The following is a 17,659-nucleotide window of genomic DNA, read 5'->3' as shown; positions in this document are numbered from 1 at the left end:
CGATCATTAAATATTTTTGGCTCCCGCGAGAAGTTTCAGCGCTTCGTCATCCTTGTAATCCTGCATCAGCACCTTCAATTTTGCTTTCAAATCGGCTATAATCTTTTCTGTTCCGGGCTTTCCGTAAATGTTGGCGCCTTCCGTTGGGTCTTTTTCTAAATCATATAATTCCCAGGAATCTGCTCCCCCGTAGAAATAAGCGAGCTTATAGCGACTGGTGCGTAACCCGAAATGCGGAAAAACGTGGTGCGGCTCGGGGAATTCGTAATAATGATAATAGGCTTCCTTGCGCCAGGGCACTTTTGCTGTTTGCGAATCCTTTAATAATGGTAAAAATGATTTGCCCTGCACATCAGTCGGCACTTTCGCGCCGGCAAGATCAAGCACTGTGGGCGCCCAGTCAATGTTTACAACGAGATCGTCAACTTTTTTTCCTGGCTTGATCACGCCTGGATAGCGGATCACAAATGGCGTTTTTAATGATTCCTCATAAATGAAACGCTTATCAAACCAGCCGTGCTCACCCAGATAAAATCCCTGGTCAGATGCATAAATAACGACCGTATTTTTAGCCAATCCTGATTTGTCCAGATAGTCAAGCAACTTGCCAATGTTACGGTCTAGCGAATTGGCAACTGAATAATAATCACGTAGATAACGCTGATATTTCCATTCGGTCAATGCTTTGCCAGTCAGCTTTTTGTCAGCTAACTCCTTGCTGATCTTGTTGTAATATGCCGTGAAAACTTTCTTTTGCTCGGGGTTGAAGCGGTTATATGCAAAGTCTTTTTCGTAATCGACATCCACCTTTAAATCCTGCTTCAACCGCATTGTTTTTTCAATGCTCATATCCTGCTGCAATGCTGCCGTACGACCCTTATAATCGTCATAAAAGTTGGCAGGCAATGGAAATGTTACATCGTCATAAGCACCAAGATCCTGCAAATCCGGAAGCCACTCGCGGTGGGTAGCTTTATGCCCGACTATGAGGAAAAATGGCTTGGAAGTTTCCCGTTTTTCGAGCCAGTCCACCGAAAACTTAGTGATGAGGTCAGAAACGTAACCTGTATATTTTGTTGTATCATTCGGCTGGCCTACGAATTCAGGATTGTAATATTGACCTTGTCCTGGCAACACGTTCCAATAATCAAATCCTGCCGGAAGGCTGTTCAAATGCATTTTACCGATCCAGGCCGTTTGATAACCGCTTTGCTGCAATGTCTTTGAAAGCAATGTCTGATTGGTGTCGAATTTTGTCCGGTCGTTGCGTTTGTAGCCATTCATATGGCTGTATTTTCCGGTTAGTAATGTTGCCCGGCTTGGGCCGCATATCGAATTGGTTACCAAATTATTAGTTAGCAACGCCCCTTCTCGCGCAATGCGGTCAATGTTGGGTGTTTTGGCAATTTTGTTTCCATAAGCGCCAATTCCCTGATATGCATGATCGTCCGAAAAGATGAAAATAATGTTTGGCCGACTTTGCGTTTGCGCAATAACACTGCTGCTGATTGCCATCAGCGCCAATAAAAATGAAAATTTAGAAATGTGGGTTAAGGCAAACTTGTAACGCATTTTCATTTACTCTATATAATTGGTAGACAAAATAAGCTATCAGAAAAGTATTTAACAAATGTTTGTCAGAAATACTTCTCGTGAACGAGGGGAAACAGCTCCTGCATCACAAATTCAGGATTTCTTTTTGTTTTCCAATGGTATAAAAACAAAAAAGCCGGAACGCTATGTGCGTTCCGGCCTATATACAAAGCGGTTAAGCTTATTTCAATTTATCTTTCAATGTCTGAGCCATTTCCAGATGGTGCTTCAAGGCAGGCACTTTTCCAGCTGCCCATGATTTCACCTCTCCGTCTTTCGCATCGCTCGCAGCTTCCTCGAATTCACTTATATCTTCCTTATGATCATCGACCATGAAAGCAATGTAATCTTTATCGAACTCTGCGCCTTTTTTCTTAGACAATTCTTCTACTTTCTTCGTCTTGTCATCACTTAGTGACATCGGCAAAGTAATATTTTTTGTTTGCGCCAATGCTTTCAGTTCTTCGTTTGCTTTGCCATGTTCAGTGACCATTGTTGCACCAAATTTCTTCACATCAGCGCTTGCAGCGTTTGTTTGGGCCAATTCGCCAAGCTGAACTTCCAACATTCCACCATCAGCAGCCGCTACGGCAAATTCAGAGTCATCTTCAAGCTTCGTGTCGTCTAATTTGGCATCATTTTGCTCTTCTGCCACCTCTTTACTGTCTTCTGCCTTATTACTGTTGCAAGCTGAGAATGTTAGCATGGCTGCTACAAGCAAACCACTTAATGTTATCTTTTTCATAATAGTTTTCAATTTTTCGTGATGATTTGATATTTACAGAACAAAAACTGTGCCATGCCCGGTGTAATCGGACGATATATCTTCATTTATAAAAGTTTGTATTATTTTTGCATAATGGGTTGGAAATGGCGTTTCAATATTTCTTTCTTAAATACTATAAGTTTAACCTGCTGACCTTCCTCCGTCAGCAAAAGAATATTGATGACCCACGACAAACAACTCCGGATTCTTCTGGCGGACGACGACGAAGATGATGCTTATCTTTTCCAGGAAGCACTTGACCAGATTCCGGCTCAAATACAGCTTATTGTGGCCGAGAACGGCATGCGGCTCATGGAAATTCTTAAAAGCGGCAACTTCAAGCCAGACCTCATTTTTTTGGATATGAACATGCCCATTAAGAATGGTCTGGAATGTCTAGCAGAAATCAAGCAGCTGGAAGCCTTTAAGGATATTAAAGTAATTATTCTTTCAACTTCCATTGCGCAACATTTATTAGATTCGGCCTATGCGGGCGGTGCGCATTTGTATATTCAAAAACCTACAAGCTTCGCCGCGCTGATTGATATACTCAGGAGATGTCTTGCTACGGAGTCAGCGAACGAACCGTTGCTGGGAATGGAACAATTTTTGATACCCAATTAACTTTTAGTGATTTCATATACCGTCTATGAGTGAAGTGCGCAGTGTTCATTCCGGTCCGGAGTTTTTTGTTCAGAATTTAAGAAAGCAAACAGCAGCCAGCCATCAAAAATTAGAAGATAATCATCTTTCGAAAGCAATTCTTGAGGCCAATGTCACCCTGGCGGATTATCAAACTTATCTGTCCGCATTGTATGGCGTGACGCTCGGCTGCGAAAAGTGCGTATTCCCTTTGATTCAGAATGTTATTCCTGATTTGAACCAGCGCTTCCGGTCACAGCTGATTGCCAATGACCTGCGTGCCACGGGCTTTCCCCAAACGCAGATCGACGCATTGCCCGTTTATACTTTCACGTTACCGAATGTTGCTGAGGCGATGGGTGCCATGTATGTTTTGGAGGGTTCTACGCTCGGCGGGCGCATGTTGTTCAAGCACATTAACAAAACATTGGGGCTTACGGAAAATAATGGCGCTTCCTACTTTTGGGGATATGGTGAGCAAACCGGCCCGATGTGGAAATTATTTGTAACTGCTTTTACACAATTCGCATTGGAAACGGAGCAAAGCGCAGCAATCATTGACAGCGCCATTCACACATTCACGATCATAGACAAATGGCTTGATGAAGCGGAAAATGAAAAGTAACAAATGAATATCAAGAACATAGTCAATCGCGATCTTGTCAACCTGACCAATTGCGAAAGTGAACCCATTCACATTCCAGGAAGCATTCAACCGCATGGCTTTTTGCTGGGCGTTAATAAACAGACCTATATTATTGAGTTTTGCAGTGAAAACAGCGTCGATTATATTCATTTAGCTGCCGATGCAATTTTGGGGAAATCATTATCAGCCATTTTCCCAACACTTCAACCGGAGGAATTTGATAAATATGCTTCCGCAGCGTTTATCGACACAGCCAGACCATTCGTTTTTTCGATGGACGACGTTTTCTATAACACGACTGTCCACCTCAGCAACGAAACATTAATCCTTGAATTTGAGCCGTTTCCGGACGGGAATGTGAATTTGCCCAATCTCTATAATCAGACAAGAACATTCATGTCAATGATGGAGAGAACAACTTATTTGCCTGAGTTATGCCAGGAAATCGCGAATGAAACGCGCGCCGTGACGGGTTATGATCGGGTTATGATTTACAAATTCGACCCGGACTATAACGGTGAAGTCATCGCTGAAAGCAAGCGTGCAGATTTACAACCATTTGAAGGACAAAAATATCCGCACACCGACATTCCCGCTCAGGCGCGCGAGCTTTATATCCGCAATTCGCTGCGCATGATCGCCGATATCAATTACAAGCCGGTTCCTTTGCTCACATTGGATGCGCCTGATAAAAGCAATCAATCGCTCGATCTGAGTTTGTCCATTTTGCGGAGCGTATCGCCTATCCACATTGAATATTTGAAAAACATGGGTGTCGGTGCCACGCTGACGATCTCATTATTGCAAAATCAAAAACTCTGGGGATTGATCGCCTGCCATCATCATTCTCCCAAAATATTGCCGCATTACACCCGGCTTTCCGCTTTGTTGCAAGGTCATTTTTTAACCTCTCAAATCTCAGTTAGGGAAGCTGCGGAAGAGTTTGAAGTGAGCCAGTTGGTCGACAAATCACTGGCTGCTTTGCTTGCTAAACTTTACGAAAGCGAAAAATCCAAAGATTATTATAAGTCGGAATTGCTGCTTACCGTGGCAAATGCCACCGGAGCTGCGATTTTTCAGAACGGAGCGCTTTACAAAAACGGCGTTACACCGGCTGACGAGGAATTAACCTCTCTGTTTCATTTTCTTGCCCAAAATTATAAAAAACAAGGCCTTGTGACTGATCGCCTACGTGAAATTTATCCGCAAGGAAGTGCGATTTCACATCAGGCGGCGGGGATCATTTATCATCCGCTTTCGTCCGGAAGTCCCGACGGGATTGTGTGGATGCGCAAGGAAAAAGTCGAGACTATCAATTGGGCTGGCAATCCGGATAAGGCAATGCTGCCTAATGAGGACGGCCTGAGGCTTTCGCCGAGAAAATCATTTGAGCGCTGGAAGGAAATTTTAAATGGAAAAAGTGAAATGTGGAGAAAGTCGGAAATCAATGCTGCTTCCAACTTTTCTTTTGCATTGGAAAAACACATTAGTTTTCAGGTTATTGAAACCCAGGAGGATGCAAACCGCGCATTGAACGAGGAATTAAAAACGGCCAACCAGGAGTTGGCAAATCTGAACTGGATCAGCACCCATGACCTGAAAGAGCCATTGCGGAAGATTCAGATTTTTGCTTCAAAAGTCCTTGACCGAGAAGATCCTGACTTGTCAGCGCAGGTGAAGGACTCCGTGGAGCGTATGCGGTTTTCTGCCGAGAAGATGCAGCATCTCATTGAGGACATTCTTGCATATTCGAAAGCGGGCAATATGGAGAAGGTTTTTGAGCAAATTGACTTGAACGTTGTGCTCGAAAAAGTGCTGGATGACTTGCAGGATAACATTGAAGAAACCAATGCAACCATTCACTCCGACTTGCTTCCAACTGTAAAGATTATTCCTTTTCAGATCCATCAGTTGTTCGTCAATTTGATCAGCAATGCAATCAAATTCACCGAAAGCGGCACAAAGCCGAACATTGAAATAAAAGTAAATAGCGTTGAAGCCAGCTCTGTAAATCCGGGTGCCCCGCGCGATCAGCGTTATCACAGCATTGCTTTTGTGGACAATGGAATCGGATTTGATAAGGAATATGAGAACCGGATTTTCGATGTTTTCCAAAGATTACATCCTGCACATAAATATCCCGGAACGGGCATTGGTCTCGCCATTTGCAAGAAGATCGCTGAAAATCACAGAGGCGTAATCACCGCCCGGTCTGAGCCAGGCAAGGGTTCGGTTTTCACTTTATATCTGCCGATTGAATAGCGGAAAGCGATTAAGCTCGTTTCAAAAAATGAGTAGATTGTTCCTCATCGGAGCGGCAATTGTGATTTACTTTTAGCTGGTATCACTTTGTTATGATGGGTGGAACAGTCTAAAATTATCAATATGTCAGTAGCCGTAGCAGTTGGAACGTTGACGGAAGCACCGGTCATCACTGCAAAACAGATTAAAAAGTTAAAAAAGGATCCTGCACTCACAGCCGCAGCTGCGGGTTTGAATTATATCCAGTCCGGTAATGCGCCCGGTTTTATGCGTAAAGGCAAGTCTCCAAAATTTCATTACGTAGATTCAGCGGGCAACAGAGCCAAGGATAAAGAGCAGATCAGAAGAATAAGGTCCCTTGTTTTGCCTCCCGCATGGCGCGAAGTGTGGATCAGTGAAGATCCGAATGCGCACCTTCAAGCGACCGGGATCGATGAGGCGGGGAGGAAACAATATCGCTATCACCCGCATTGGAATTTAATCCGCAATCAGACCAAATATTACCGACTGCTCACATTTTCGGAGGCGCTTCCGCTTCTTAGAGAACAAGTGGAGCATGATTTGCGCAAGCGCGATTTTGATTTGCAGAAATCCATTGCATTGGTCATCAAGATCATGGACAAAACCTGCATTAGAGTTGGAAATCAGCGCTATAAACTGAAACACGGTTCATCCGGAATAACCACGCTGGATTCTAAATGTGCCACGGTGACAGGAAGCCGCATCCGATTTATGTTCACTGGAAAAAAGGGCGTTAAGCAAGACATTACGCTCAAAGACACACAGTTGTCCAGGCTTGTGAAGCAATATAAAGAGATGCCCGGCAGGCGACTTTTCCAATACACAATGGAGAATGGCGGCCGCTGTTCACTAAATGCAAGCCAGGTCAATGACTACATTCGGACGCATACGGGAGCCAACTTTTCTGCAAAAGATTTCCGCACCTGGATGGGAACGGTCACTGCATTTGAATATCTGAGCAACCAGGCAAAATATGAAACCAAAAAGCAGCTTACAAAGACGCTTAACACGTGTTTGGACGTCGTGGCGGCACATTTGGGAAACACGCGTACGGTTTGTAAAAAATATTACGTGCATCCGGCAGTGTTTCGGGCTTATGAAAACGGGAAGATTCAGCGCTTTTTAAATAAGCAGGTTGATGAAGTGCCCTTCTTTACGGGCAGCGAACAGCATGTCAAGTCTTTGCTCGCGCATCAGGTCTGAAGCTGGCAGCATAGCGTATATGTTGCATCATGCGATACTCCGAATTTCTGCTATTAGCATTCCTAATTATATCCTTAACCGGCAAGGCTCAGCGAATTGACCAAACTGCGTCATTTCGCTCGCCAGCTGGTGATAATTATGTAAGACTTCATTACGACAATGATTTCTTTGCCAAAAGTGATTATTACTACACACAAGGTTACAGCTTTGAAGTTGTCAACCCGGGACTGAAAAAGAATCCGCTTAACAAGCTTTTGATAAGATTAAATAACGGCCCGGAACGCAATGGGCTGGCATTCGAACATTACGGTTTCACGCCAACAAGCATTTCAAGCAATGCTATTCTGTACAACGATAGGCCGTTTGCGGGCGTTATCATGCTCAAATCCTTTCGTATTTCTGTTGATACAACTAATAAAACCAGGTTGTCTGCAATCCTTAGCACGGGAATGATCGGTCCGGCTGCATTTGCCGGCGGAATGCAAACAAAGATCCACCAATGGATTGGCGACCGCGAGCCAAAAGGATGGCAATATCAGATCAGGAATGATGTGGCGATCAATTATGAAGTGCAGTTCGAGAAGCTGATTTTCAATGTGCGCAATCTGATTTCATTAAACACGGACACGCAATTGCAACTTGGAACGCTCAACAATAAAGCGCGGGCAGGTGTGACCCTCAAACTCGGCAAATTTATTTCTCCGTTTGAAGCCACCAAGCAGCCGATTGGAAGAAACCTTCAACTTTATCTTTATAATCAACCATTGATTGGTTTCAATGCCTACGACGCATCACTTCAAGGTGGTGTTTTTGCAAGAAATAGTCCTTACAAGTTGTCAGCAAAGCAAATTCAACGGGTAACATTCCAGGACAGTTTTGGCATTGTCGTGCATTGCTGGCGTGTTAATTTTGAATATTATCAAACCTTTTTGACCAAAGAATTTAAAACAGGACTCGATCATCGCTGGGGCGGCGCCAAGATCGGCTTTGTGCTCTGACCGGCAAAAAGAACTACATATACGTCTTCTTAACGGCAATAATCTTTGCTGACATCATAACTGGCTAATTGGCATAGCATTTTTAACCTGCCCATCGACAATTTAGAAATCATCACAATCTAAAAAAACATAGATATGGAACCGAATGAAAGTCTTGTTGAAGTGCTCAATGATCTGATAAAAATCAATAACGACCGCATTGAAGGTTACGAGCGAGCCATCAATGAGGTGGAAGGAATTGACCTTGACCTAAGAGGGATTTTCCAAAAAATGGCCAACGAAAGCCGTGAAAATATCAATGAACTAAGCAAAGAGATTCACAATCTGGGTGGAGAGATTGCGACAGGGACAACGAATTCCGGTAAAATTTACCGCGTTTGGATGGACATTAAAGCCACATTCACTGGCCACGACAGAACTTCGGTTTTGGAAAGCTGCGAATATGGCGAAGATGCGGCTCAGGAAGCTTACGACGATGCATTGGCGACCGACGCAGACTTGCCAGTTGACATCAGACAGATTATTGCGAATCAAAAAGCAGAACTGCTCGCATCACACAATCTGATTAAGAAATACAGAGATTTGCATCAGGCTGTTAATTAAGATCTATTCCAGCATTTGGACACAAAAAAAGCAGCGAAACCGATTGGCTTCGCTGCTTTTTTTGTTGAAATAAATATTGATGATTATCTCAAATCCACCACTTCAACGCCAGGATATTGTTTTGAATTAAATGCAAAGTAACTGTCCGCCACTGCCACATCTGGTTCGAACTGGTTAACTGTGTAAGTTACTTCCTGCCCGTTTTTTTGGAAAATTGTCCAGCTATTGATCGATTTATCGGCCTTATTAACGGCAATTTGAACCTTGTTAACCTGGCTGTCTTTCTTGGTTGGCGTTAATTCAACCACTTCCAAAGCCTTCGCACCTGCTTTTGTTTCTTTCAGGAATGCATATTTGAATCCTTTTTTATATGCCGTGTAAATTTTGGTCGGATCCAGATCGCCTGTTGCCGTTGGATCGAAATCCTGCAAATTCACTTCGTTTGTCTCCTTAATGTAAGTCGCCATCAGCTTACCATCGTTAAAAATCTCTTGTCCAGCCATTTTAAGCCTGAATTTGATTCCTTTTACGGTCGCCTCGCCTTTCAGCGGTTTGCCGCCTTCCGGCGTGTAAGTGAATGTTGCTTTGAAGGATTTAACCTTCTGATATTTGTTGCTCATCGCTTCCAAAATAGCCGATGATTTCTTGTCTCCCTGAGCGTTAACGGGCGCTATTGCCAAGCTTGAAATCACAGCAAACGCGAAGAAATAAGCATTGAATTTTAAACTTTTCATATGAAACGTTTCGGTTCTTAATAGTTTAATTAAAACTGTTTGATACAGCTTTGCTACAATTTTTAGACCAACTGTGAGTGGGAAGGTTTAACGCTTAATTGACGCCCATCACCCGAAGATGTTCTTCGAGCATATTGAGATCGTGGAACATCACATCCCGGGCTTTGCTTCCGGTAAATGGTCCAACAACGCCGAGCATTTCAAGCTGGTCCATGATGCGCCCCGCACGGTTATAACCAAGCTTCATTTTTCGCTGAATCAATGAAGTGCTTCCTTGCTGATGCGTAATAATAAGCCTTGCCGCGTCGGGCAATAAGCCGTCAAAATCGTCGGGATTAATGTCGCTGCGGCCTTCCGCTGCATCTTCGCCTTCATATTCAGGCAATGCATACGCATCATCATAGCCGCGTTGCGCACCGATAAATTCGCAGACATCTTCGATTTCTCTTGTATCAATAAAAGGACATTGAAGCCTGATCACTTCGGAATTAATCGCCAAAAGCATATCACCTTGGCCCACCAGCTGCTCGGCACCGCCCATATCGAGAATGGTCCGGGAGTCAATGCTGGATGTAACGCGGAAAGATAAACGCGCCGGGAAATTGGCTTTGATCAAACCTGTAATAACCTTAACCGAAGGACGTTGCGTGGCAACCACAAGGTGAATCCCGACTGCACGGGCCAGCTGTGCAAGACGCGCGATCGGCGTTTCCACTTCTTTTCCGGCAGTCATCATCAAGTCGGCAAGCTCATCGATCACGAGCACAATGTATGGAAGGAAACGGTGGCCTTTTTCGGGATTAAGCCTTCTTTGCGCAAACTTTGCGTTGTATTCTTTCAGGTTTCTTACCGAAGCTTCTTTTAACAGATCGTAACGCTGATCCATTTCAATACACAATGAATTCAGGGTAAAAATTACCTTTTTAGTGTCGGTTATAATGGCTTCCTCCGCATTCGGCAGCTTGGCCAAAAAGTGTCTTTCCAGTTTGTTGAAAAGCGTCAACTCCACTTTTTTCGGGTCAACGAGCACAAATTTCAGCTCGGCAGGGTGTTTTTTGTAAATCAAAGAAGCCAGGATCACATTCAACCCAACCGACTTTCCTTGTCCCGTGGCACCGGCCATGAGCAAGTGGGGCATTTTTGCCAGATCGACAATGTGAATGTCATTCGAAATGGTTTTTCCCAAAACAATAGGAAGATCGTAATTCGCTTTCAGGAACTTCTCGTTGGACAAAACCGAACGAATAAAAACAGTCTCGCGGTTCTTATTCGGCACTTCAATTCCAATGGTTCCGCGGCCAGGCATTGGCGCAATGATCCGGATTCCGAGCGCGGCCAAACTCAACGCAATGTCGCCTTCCAAGTTCTTGATTTTTGAGATTCTTACGCCCGCTTCCGGGATGATTTCGTACAAAGTCACCGTCGGGCCAATGGTCGCTTTTATTTTGGAAATATTGATTCCGTAGCTTCCTAATGTGTCAACAATTCTGGTTTTATTGCCTTCCAGCTCTTCCTGACTTACTTTTTCGTGCTGGTTGTCAACCGCGTCGGTTAGCAGGCCAATGCTCGGGAATTGATAAGTTGGCAAATCCAGCATTGGATCATATTGCCCGAATTCACGCAATACGGTAGCATTAATGTCTTCATCCTCAAAATCTTCCTGCACAGGTGCGCTGGCAAAAACAGTTGTGTCCTCCACTTCCAATTCAAGTTTGAGCGGCGTGACGGGTGCAGGCGTAGGAGGAATGATAACCGGAACCGGTTCAGGTTTAATGACTTCAAATTTCGCGTCCGACTGAACAATTGGCGTTTCCTCGACTTCTTCTTCCGCTCCCAAAACCAATTCATCGTCATCGTAAGTGTCATTGACAACCGATGTAAAAGTGCTTTCTTTGGCAGCTGCTTTTTCTTCCGAAACGGGCACCGTTTCAACTCCTTTTATTTCCGGATCAGGAATTATTTCAGGCCGTGCATTCTTCAATTGCCACGATTCATAAGCAGATTTTGCATCGTAAAAGAAGACCGCAAACACAAATAATGCAAAAATGATAGGAATGACGCTTCCCCATTTGAGCCAGTCAAACAGCGCAACATTAATCATGTAACCAATGCCGCCTGAAACGAAGCTGAGCGTATTTTCCTTGTCGCTCATCAGCACCACGTAACCCATCATCAAGCTCATCCACAAAGTAAAGAAGATGACTTCTTTGGTCGTCCTGGTTAATGGCAGCAGCTCTTTCCCAAACGCCATTTTCCATCCGGCAACAAACGGAACGAGCGGCAGCAAAAGTGCCCCGACTCCAAACCAGCGATAAACAAAAAAGTGCGAAACCACGGCGCCCAGCACGCCAATGAGATTCCGCGTCTGGCGGCCCGCGTCGCGAATGGATTCGTGCCCCAGCCCGTCAATCACACTCTGGTCCGACAGACCGGTAATGATGTAGGACAGGAAAGATATTTCCATGATCAGCCCAAGGACAATAAAAAATGCGCCCCAGGCTAGAATGTTTTTTGGATTGGAAAAAATGCTGTCCCAATCGAAGGATATGCGAAGGCCGGGACTCGTTGTTTCTTCTGGTTTCTGACGCTGAGTGTTGCCTCTGATCTTATTTACTGACATTTATCTTCAATTCTGGGATGCGTGAAGTGGTAATCAATCTATCTCTTAACCAGCGATTTACAAATGCTTTTCACCAATCCTGGCCCCTCGTAGATAAATCCTGTGTACAATTGTAAAAGGCTTGCGCCTGCATTTTTCTTGTCCTTGGCATCACTCGGTGAATCGATCCCTCCTACCCCAATGACCGGAAATGCATTATTTGATTTATCACAAATATAACGAATAACTTCCGTCGAGCGCTGTGCAAGTGGCGCTCCGCTGAGCCCTCCCGCCCCGGCTTTTTCAATTTCCGCCGCGCTGGTCCGAAGATCTGCACGACTAATCGTGGTGTTAGTAGCGATAACGCCCGCGATCTGAGTTTCTTTTATAATATCAATAATATCATCCAGCTGGCTAAGCGTTAGATCGGGCGCAATTTTTAAAAATATGGGTTTTGGATTGAATTTCTCTTTATTCTTTTTCTGCAATTCCCGAAGCAATGCCGTCAAAGGCGCTTTTTCCTGCAAGTCCCGCAAACCGGGTGTGTTGGGTGAACTCACATTGACCACAAAATAATCGACAACATCAAACAATTCGCGGAAACAGATCAGATAATCGCTTAGCGCCTGGTCATTGGGCGTGTCCTTGTTCTTGCCAATATTTCCGCCGACCAGGATTTTAGATTTCCGATGCGCAAGCTTCGCAGCTGCAACTGCGGCGCCTTTATTATTAAATCCCATCCTGTTAATCAGCGCCTTATCGTTTTTGAGCCTGAACAATCTGGGCTTTTCGTTGCCGGGCTGCGGACGTGGGGTTACTGTTCCGATTTCAATAAAACCGAATCCCAATGCTTCGAGCTCGTCAACCATTTCCGCATTCTTATCAAATCCGGCCGCCAGTCCAACAGGGTTCCGAAACCGCAGACCAGCCACTTCCTGAACCAAATCCGGATGTTCGAATGTGTAGAGCGATCTTAAAATTTGAGGAACAAAAGGGATTTTGAAAGCAAAACGAAGCACTTCGCAAACAAAGTAATGAATGCGTTCAGCATCGAACAGGAAAAGTATAGGAGAAATAAGAATTTTATACATCCTGCAAAAATATGATCTTTCAGAAGAAGCGTCCGCCCTTGCAGGATTTTTATTTAACAGATCATTTCAAATCACTTTGAAACAAGTTTAGAGCGGCTTGTTCTCCTGATTTTTCGCAATTCCCTCCAGAAGTTGATCGATCATGATCACGTCATATAAATCTTTGGGTCTTCTTGCCAAAATCTTAAATTCACGGAGGTCATTGATGTGGATAAAATAGATCTTGTGACCAACTGCTGAGGTGAATTCACGTGCACGTGATCGACAGATATTGTATTCCATCCGAAAGTGCACAACTGTTAAGATATCAATCGGCCCTTCGAGGGCAAACTTCTGGGGTTCCGTAAAATCAAGTTTTCGAACATTGTCCAAGTCGTCAGTGTCATAACCTAGGGACTGCAACGTTCTAATAAAACTCTCTTTGTTTTCATTGGTGGGCTTTATCCACAAATCAGCATCCTGCGTATATCTTGGAATTCCGTGCATAGCGAGAGCCAGCCCGCCAATCAACAGATATTCCAAATCGTTGTCTCCGGCAGCTTTTACAAATTTTAAAAATTCGCTATCTTCTAAATCCATTCTGGCTTCGAGATTATCAGTCTTTTTTTCGTCGGCTGTGCATGGTCGATAGCATTTTCACCATGGAAGAACTGCTTATGAAATCTTCTTAGACGCCAAAATGTCTCCCAACGATCTTGCAAAGAGGAATTGATCCGATTATTGAGTTGATATTCATTCATTTCTTCGAACGATTCGAAAATTCTTAGTTCTTTCTTTCTCATAACCATTGCAGTCCGTTCCTTAACAAATATAATCTTTTACAGATAAAGCCTTTCCAACATGCACTCGTGCTAACTAAATAGATTTGTTGGCATAATACTTTCAATCCCTTTAAAAATACTCCAATTCTTAATTTTTTTATAATTTTATGTAATTAATCCACCAAAAACGGCGTTAAAAATATTCCTGCCTTTCGGGTTGATGCTATTTTTATGGAACCCGGTTTTGTCATACACCACACGCTAAAAAATCATTTAAATGACTAAACTCCTAACAAAAATCTAAAACCTATACCCGTGAAAAGAACTCCGTTTCTTAGCTTTTTAGCGCTCTTAACCATCAATATTCCCCTTTTTACTTTATCTGACGCAAATGCCTCTCCTACGATTGGTGCAAAATCCTTACAAGCGGATGGCGGCAAGCTGATCGGCAAAGTTGTTGAATCTCCCAAAAATACGGGCGTCAGTTTTGCAACAGTCGCCTTGCTCATGGCAAAGGATTCTTCGCTTGCAAGCGGAGGTGTGGCGGACGAAAATGGCGCATTCACTATTCTGAATGTGGCTCCCGGCAAATATCTGCTGCGGGTTACCAACATGGGTTATCAAACACTTTTTGTGCCAAATGTTAGTATTTCCGCTGAGGCCAATCTGCTTGATGTGGGCAACATTACAATTCTGCCTGAGGCGCAGAAGCTGAATGAAGTGCTTGTGAAAGGCGAGAAAAGCATGATCGTTGATGACATTGACAAGAAGATCGTCAACATTGGAAAAGATATGCTCGCTACGAGCAATAATGTGAGTGATCTGCTTGAAAAAGTGCCTGCCGTATCTTTGGATGAAAATGGAAATCCACAGGTGCGCGGAAAGGGCAATGTCGTTGTCTTAATCGATGGAAAACCTTCCAATTTATATGGAAGCGACCTGCCAACGATTCTCCAATCTTTCCCAGCTAACCTGATCGAACGCATTGATGTAATGACTACGCCGTCCGCGAAATATGAGGGCGAAGGCGCTTCGGGTGTGATTGATATTATTACAAAAAAGACCAAAATCCGCGGAACAAACGGCGGACTTCGCGCAAGCTTTGGCAACAAAAACAACCATAACGCATCCGGAAACCTGAGTTACAAGGCTGGGAAATTAGGAATCAATGCCTCGCTTAGCGGTCAGACACGCAATACGACCTGGAAACGGACATTGAGCCGTGATAATTTTATTTCTGAAAACACTTCACATTTGGAGCAATCGGGAACGGGTGGCAATAAAGGGAAAAATGCTTTTGGGCGGATTGGCGTTAACTATGACTTCGACGACAAGAATGCGCTGGAATTTGGCGTAAATTATTCTCGCGACCAGAACCGTAACAACAGCAGCCTGCTCAATGAAACCAGCATTGCTTCCGGTAGCGTAACCGAGCGTTTTACAAGACTGAATAACAGCAAAGGAAATGGGGATAACCTGAACTTTAACCTTGATTATCGGAGGAAATTTTCCGAGAAGGATCACCAGTTCAATTTCACGACAAGTTATTCGCTTGGCGCGTCTGATGGCGAATCTTACTACAATCAGGAGAGTGAAATCGACAGTTTAATGCGTAACCAGCAAAACCTGCGCGATAACAAGCGCCACTCCCTTTTCCTGAACACCGATTACACCTGGCCGATCACGCCAAAATCTATGTTGGAAGTGGGTCTTCGCTCCCGGATGAGCTCTAATGATAACACCAATGCATTTTACAATATGTCACGGGAAACAGGCAGTTATGTTTTTGATCCCAACATCAGCAATGTATTTGGTTATCAGGATGCGACTTACACAGGTTTCATGACTTATTCTCAAAAAACCGATCTATGGGGCATGCGGGTTGGCCTTCGTGTGACGGATTACAATCAGGATATTGATCAGATCAGCATTAAGCGCGATTTCAGCGTCCACTTCCTGACATTGGTTCCAAGTTTAGCGCTTACACGCAAACTCGGCGAAACGGCTCAGCTGAAACTGAATTACAGTCGCCGCGTGCAGCGCCCGGAAGCCGATTGGCTGAACCCTTACACGGACGTTTCTGATCCGCGCAACATTCAATCCGGAAATCCTTCATTGAAACCTGAATTTACACACAAAGCCGAAATGGGTTATTCCAATTACGAAGCTTCCGGAGGATGGGGACCTTCCTTGTTTATGGATTATTCCAACAATGCAATCACCCGCATTCGCACGATTGACGAAAGCGGCATTTCGTTGACGCAGTTTGCGAATGTCGGTCGCGAGCTCTCCTACGGACTCGAAACCGATTTTTCCCAGTCAATTGGAGAAGTGCTCAAAATCAACGGAAGCGGCCGGATTTACCGTAGCGAAGTCGTTTCACAAATTGCGCAGATTGACAACAGAACTTGGAGTTATTCTGGGAACCTGAATGCTTTTGTAACATTGCCAGCCGACTTCCGCGCTTCGGCTTATATTAACTATGAAGGCCCAAGAGCCATTGCGCAGGGCACGCGCGAGGGCGTGTTCGTTGCGAATATGGGGATTCGCAAGGAATTGCTCGAAAAAAAGGCCACGATTTCTTTCAATGTGCAGGATATATTTTTGTCCCGAGCTTACAAAAGCCAACTTAACACGGCGACTTATTCACAGCATTCACTCTGGCAGCAGACCAACCGTTTGGTTAACCTCACCTTCCAATACAGGTTTGGCAAGATTTCCGCAAGCGGAGGCGACGATGCCTAATCATAGGAATAAAATTTGACCGAAAGGGAAGGGTAACTTTTTGCTCTTCCCTTTTCGTTTTAGATTATTCACAGAAAAGTTCGTTGACCGCCTTCGATGTTGCACGGATTTTGCGTATTGTTATCAGATGGAATGGTTTTTGCACGTATATGCGTGCAGTGGTAATTTTTTGAAGTGATTAAACTCCGAACCCATAATCGGATCTAACTATTGAAAAATGATAAAGGCTTTTTCAAAAAGGTTAAGAACTGATTTAATAAACATAAAAACATTTGATATGAAAAGATCATTGAACATTCTGGTTGCATTGCTGCTGCTCTCCGTGTATTCTTTCGGACAAAAAGTGCCTGCTGACTCTATTTTCAACAATTACATGAAAGCGACGGGTGGCAAGGCCCTATGGGATGGCGTAAAATCTTACAATCTGAAAAGAAGCTATTCTGCCGCCTCGGCAGCGCCATACGATGCAAATTTTACCATTTCAATTCCTGACCAGTCCATTACGAAGTCCAAGACGATCATGAAACGTAATTTTGTGTACACCGTTAAGGGCAGCGAAGGTTGGATTAAAGTGCCGATCGGACAAAAAATGGATGTGAAAGACCTGAGCCAGGCGGAGCAGCAAAACATGCGTTTTGAAATGTATGACGCGCTTTTGCCATTCATTGATTACAAAAACAGAGGTTTGATCGCCACAACAGTGGGCATTGAAACCATTAACGGCACTCCTGTTATGCAGGTCGAGTTGCAAGGCAAGGGTGTGAAATACAATCTATATTTTGACACAAAAACGAATTTGCTTTCCCGCGTAAGAAAGAATGCGGCCGGCGTGGAAACAACGACCGACATGTCCAATTACACCAAGTCGGCCTATGGCATTTCGTATCCGACCAAATTGGTTGAAATCAACACATTAGACAAAAAGCCCGTTACAATCGTGTCCACCGCCGTGATCAACAGCCCGGTAAGTCCCGATTTATTTAAACGATAGGCTA

14 protein-coding genes are annotated in these 17,659 nt (G+C 44.1%); 8 read left to right on the top strand and 6 right to left on the bottom strand.

What is annotated here, in order from left to right; genetic code table 11:
• Positions 1-6: 6 nt before the first annotated feature.
• Positions 7-1,515 (bottom strand): sulfatase, encoded by a 1,509-nt coding sequence (locus LZG73_RS13245; protein WP_233851012.1) that lies wholly within the window; start codon positions 1,513-1,515, stop codon positions 7-9.
• 259 nt (positions 1,516-1,774) lie between these two features.
• A complete protein-coding gene (locus tag LZG73_RS13240; protein WP_233850135.1) occupies positions 1,775-2,338 on the bottom strand; it encodes a DUF4142 domain-containing protein in 564 nt (187 codons plus the stop codon).
• Positions 2,339-2,539: 201 nt separating this feature from the next.
• On the opposite strand from LZG73_RS13240, the gene LZG73_RS13235 reads away from it, so the two are divergent.
• The 6 genes from LZG73_RS13235 (at position 2,540) to LZG73_RS13210 (ending at position 8,734) form a co-directional block, all read left to right on the top strand.
• Positions 2,540-2,983, top strand: a complete 444-nt coding sequence (locus LZG73_RS13235) for a response regulator (RefSeq protein WP_233850133.1) — start codon at positions 2,540-2,542, stop codon at positions 2,981-2,983.
• A gap of 25 nt (positions 2,984-3,008) precedes the next feature.
• A complete protein-coding gene (locus tag LZG73_RS13230; RefSeq protein WP_233850131.1) occupies positions 3,009-3,626 on the top strand; it encodes a biliverdin-producing heme oxygenase in 618 nt (205 codons plus the stop codon).
• Between the two features lie 3 nt (positions 3,627-3,629).
• Positions 3,630-5,909 carry an ATP-binding protein gene (locus tag LZG73_RS13225; RefSeq protein WP_233850129.1) on the top strand — a complete coding sequence of 760 codons (2,280 nt, stop codon included), beginning with the start codon at positions 3,630-3,632 and terminating at the stop codon, positions 5,907-5,909.
• A 123-nt stretch (positions 5,910-6,032) separates the two neighbouring features.
• A complete protein-coding gene (locus LZG73_RS13220) occupies positions 6,033-7,133 on the top strand; it encodes a DNA topoisomerase IB (RefSeq protein WP_233850127.1) in 1,101 nt (366 codons plus the stop codon).
• A gap of 29 nt (positions 7,134-7,162) precedes the next feature.
• On the top strand, positions 7,163-8,131 hold the full coding sequence (locus LZG73_RS13215) for a lipid A deacylase LpxR family protein (RefSeq protein WP_233850119.1): 969 nt from the start codon (positions 7,163-7,165) through the stop codon (positions 8,129-8,131).
• 135 nt (positions 8,132-8,266) lie between these two features.
• On the top strand, positions 8,267-8,734 hold the full coding sequence (locus LZG73_RS13210; RefSeq protein ID WP_233850117.1) for a PA2169 family four-helix-bundle protein: 468 nt from the start codon (positions 8,267-8,269) through the stop codon (positions 8,732-8,734).
• An 83-nt stretch (positions 8,735-8,817) separates the two neighbouring features.
• On the opposite strand, the gene LZG73_RS13205 is transcribed toward LZG73_RS13210, so the two are convergent.
• The 4 genes from LZG73_RS13205 to LZG73_RS13190 all read right to left on the bottom strand — a co-directional run bounded on the left by LZG73_RS13205 (position 8,818) and on the right by LZG73_RS13190 (position 13,737).
• Entirely contained in the window at positions 8,818-9,468 is a 651-nt protein-coding gene (locus LZG73_RS13205; protein ID WP_233850115.1) for an outer membrane lipoprotein carrier protein LolA, read from the bottom strand.
• Positions 9,469-9,562: 94 nt separating this feature from the next.
• Positions 9,563-12,088, bottom strand: a complete 2,526-nt coding sequence (locus LZG73_RS13200) for a DNA translocase FtsK (protein ID WP_233850113.1) — start codon at positions 12,086-12,088, stop codon at positions 9,563-9,565.
• 38 nt (positions 12,089-12,126) lie between these two features.
• Positions 12,127-13,158, bottom strand: coding sequence for a quinone-dependent dihydroorotate dehydrogenase (locus LZG73_RS13195; RefSeq protein ID WP_233850111.1), 1,032 nt, complete (start codon positions 13,156-13,158; stop codon positions 12,127-12,129).
• Between the two features lie 87 nt (positions 13,159-13,245).
• Positions 13,246-13,737 carry a hypothetical protein gene (locus LZG73_RS13190; RefSeq protein ID WP_233850109.1) on the bottom strand — a complete coding sequence of 164 codons (492 nt, stop codon included), beginning with the start codon at positions 13,735-13,737 and terminating at the stop codon, positions 13,246-13,248.
• 497 nt (positions 13,738-14,234) lie between these two features.
• Here LZG73_RS13190 and LZG73_RS13185 point away from each other — a divergent pair, with 497 nt between their 5' ends.
• Both LZG73_RS13185 and LZG73_RS13180 read left to right on the top strand, forming a co-directional pair.
• Positions 14,235-16,664, top strand: coding sequence for a TonB-dependent receptor domain-containing protein (locus LZG73_RS13185; RefSeq protein ID WP_233850107.1), 2,430 nt, complete (start codon positions 14,235-14,237; stop codon positions 16,662-16,664).
• A 277-nt stretch (positions 16,665-16,941) separates the two neighbouring features.
• The gene (locus LZG73_RS13180) at positions 16,942-17,655 is read left to right on the top strand and encodes a hypothetical protein (RefSeq protein WP_233850105.1); all 714 of its coding nucleotides are present in this window, start codon (positions 16,942-16,944) and stop codon (positions 17,653-17,655) included.
• Positions 17,656-17,659 lie beyond the last annotated feature (4 nt).

This window comes from Dyadobacter sp. CY326 (assembly GCF_021390515.1).
Taxonomy (GTDB): Bacteria; Bacteroidota; Bacteroidia; order Cytophagales; family Spirosomataceae; genus Dyadobacter.
Note: the sequence above shows the minus strand (reverse complement) of the source record. Positions and strands in the feature narration are given on the sequence as shown.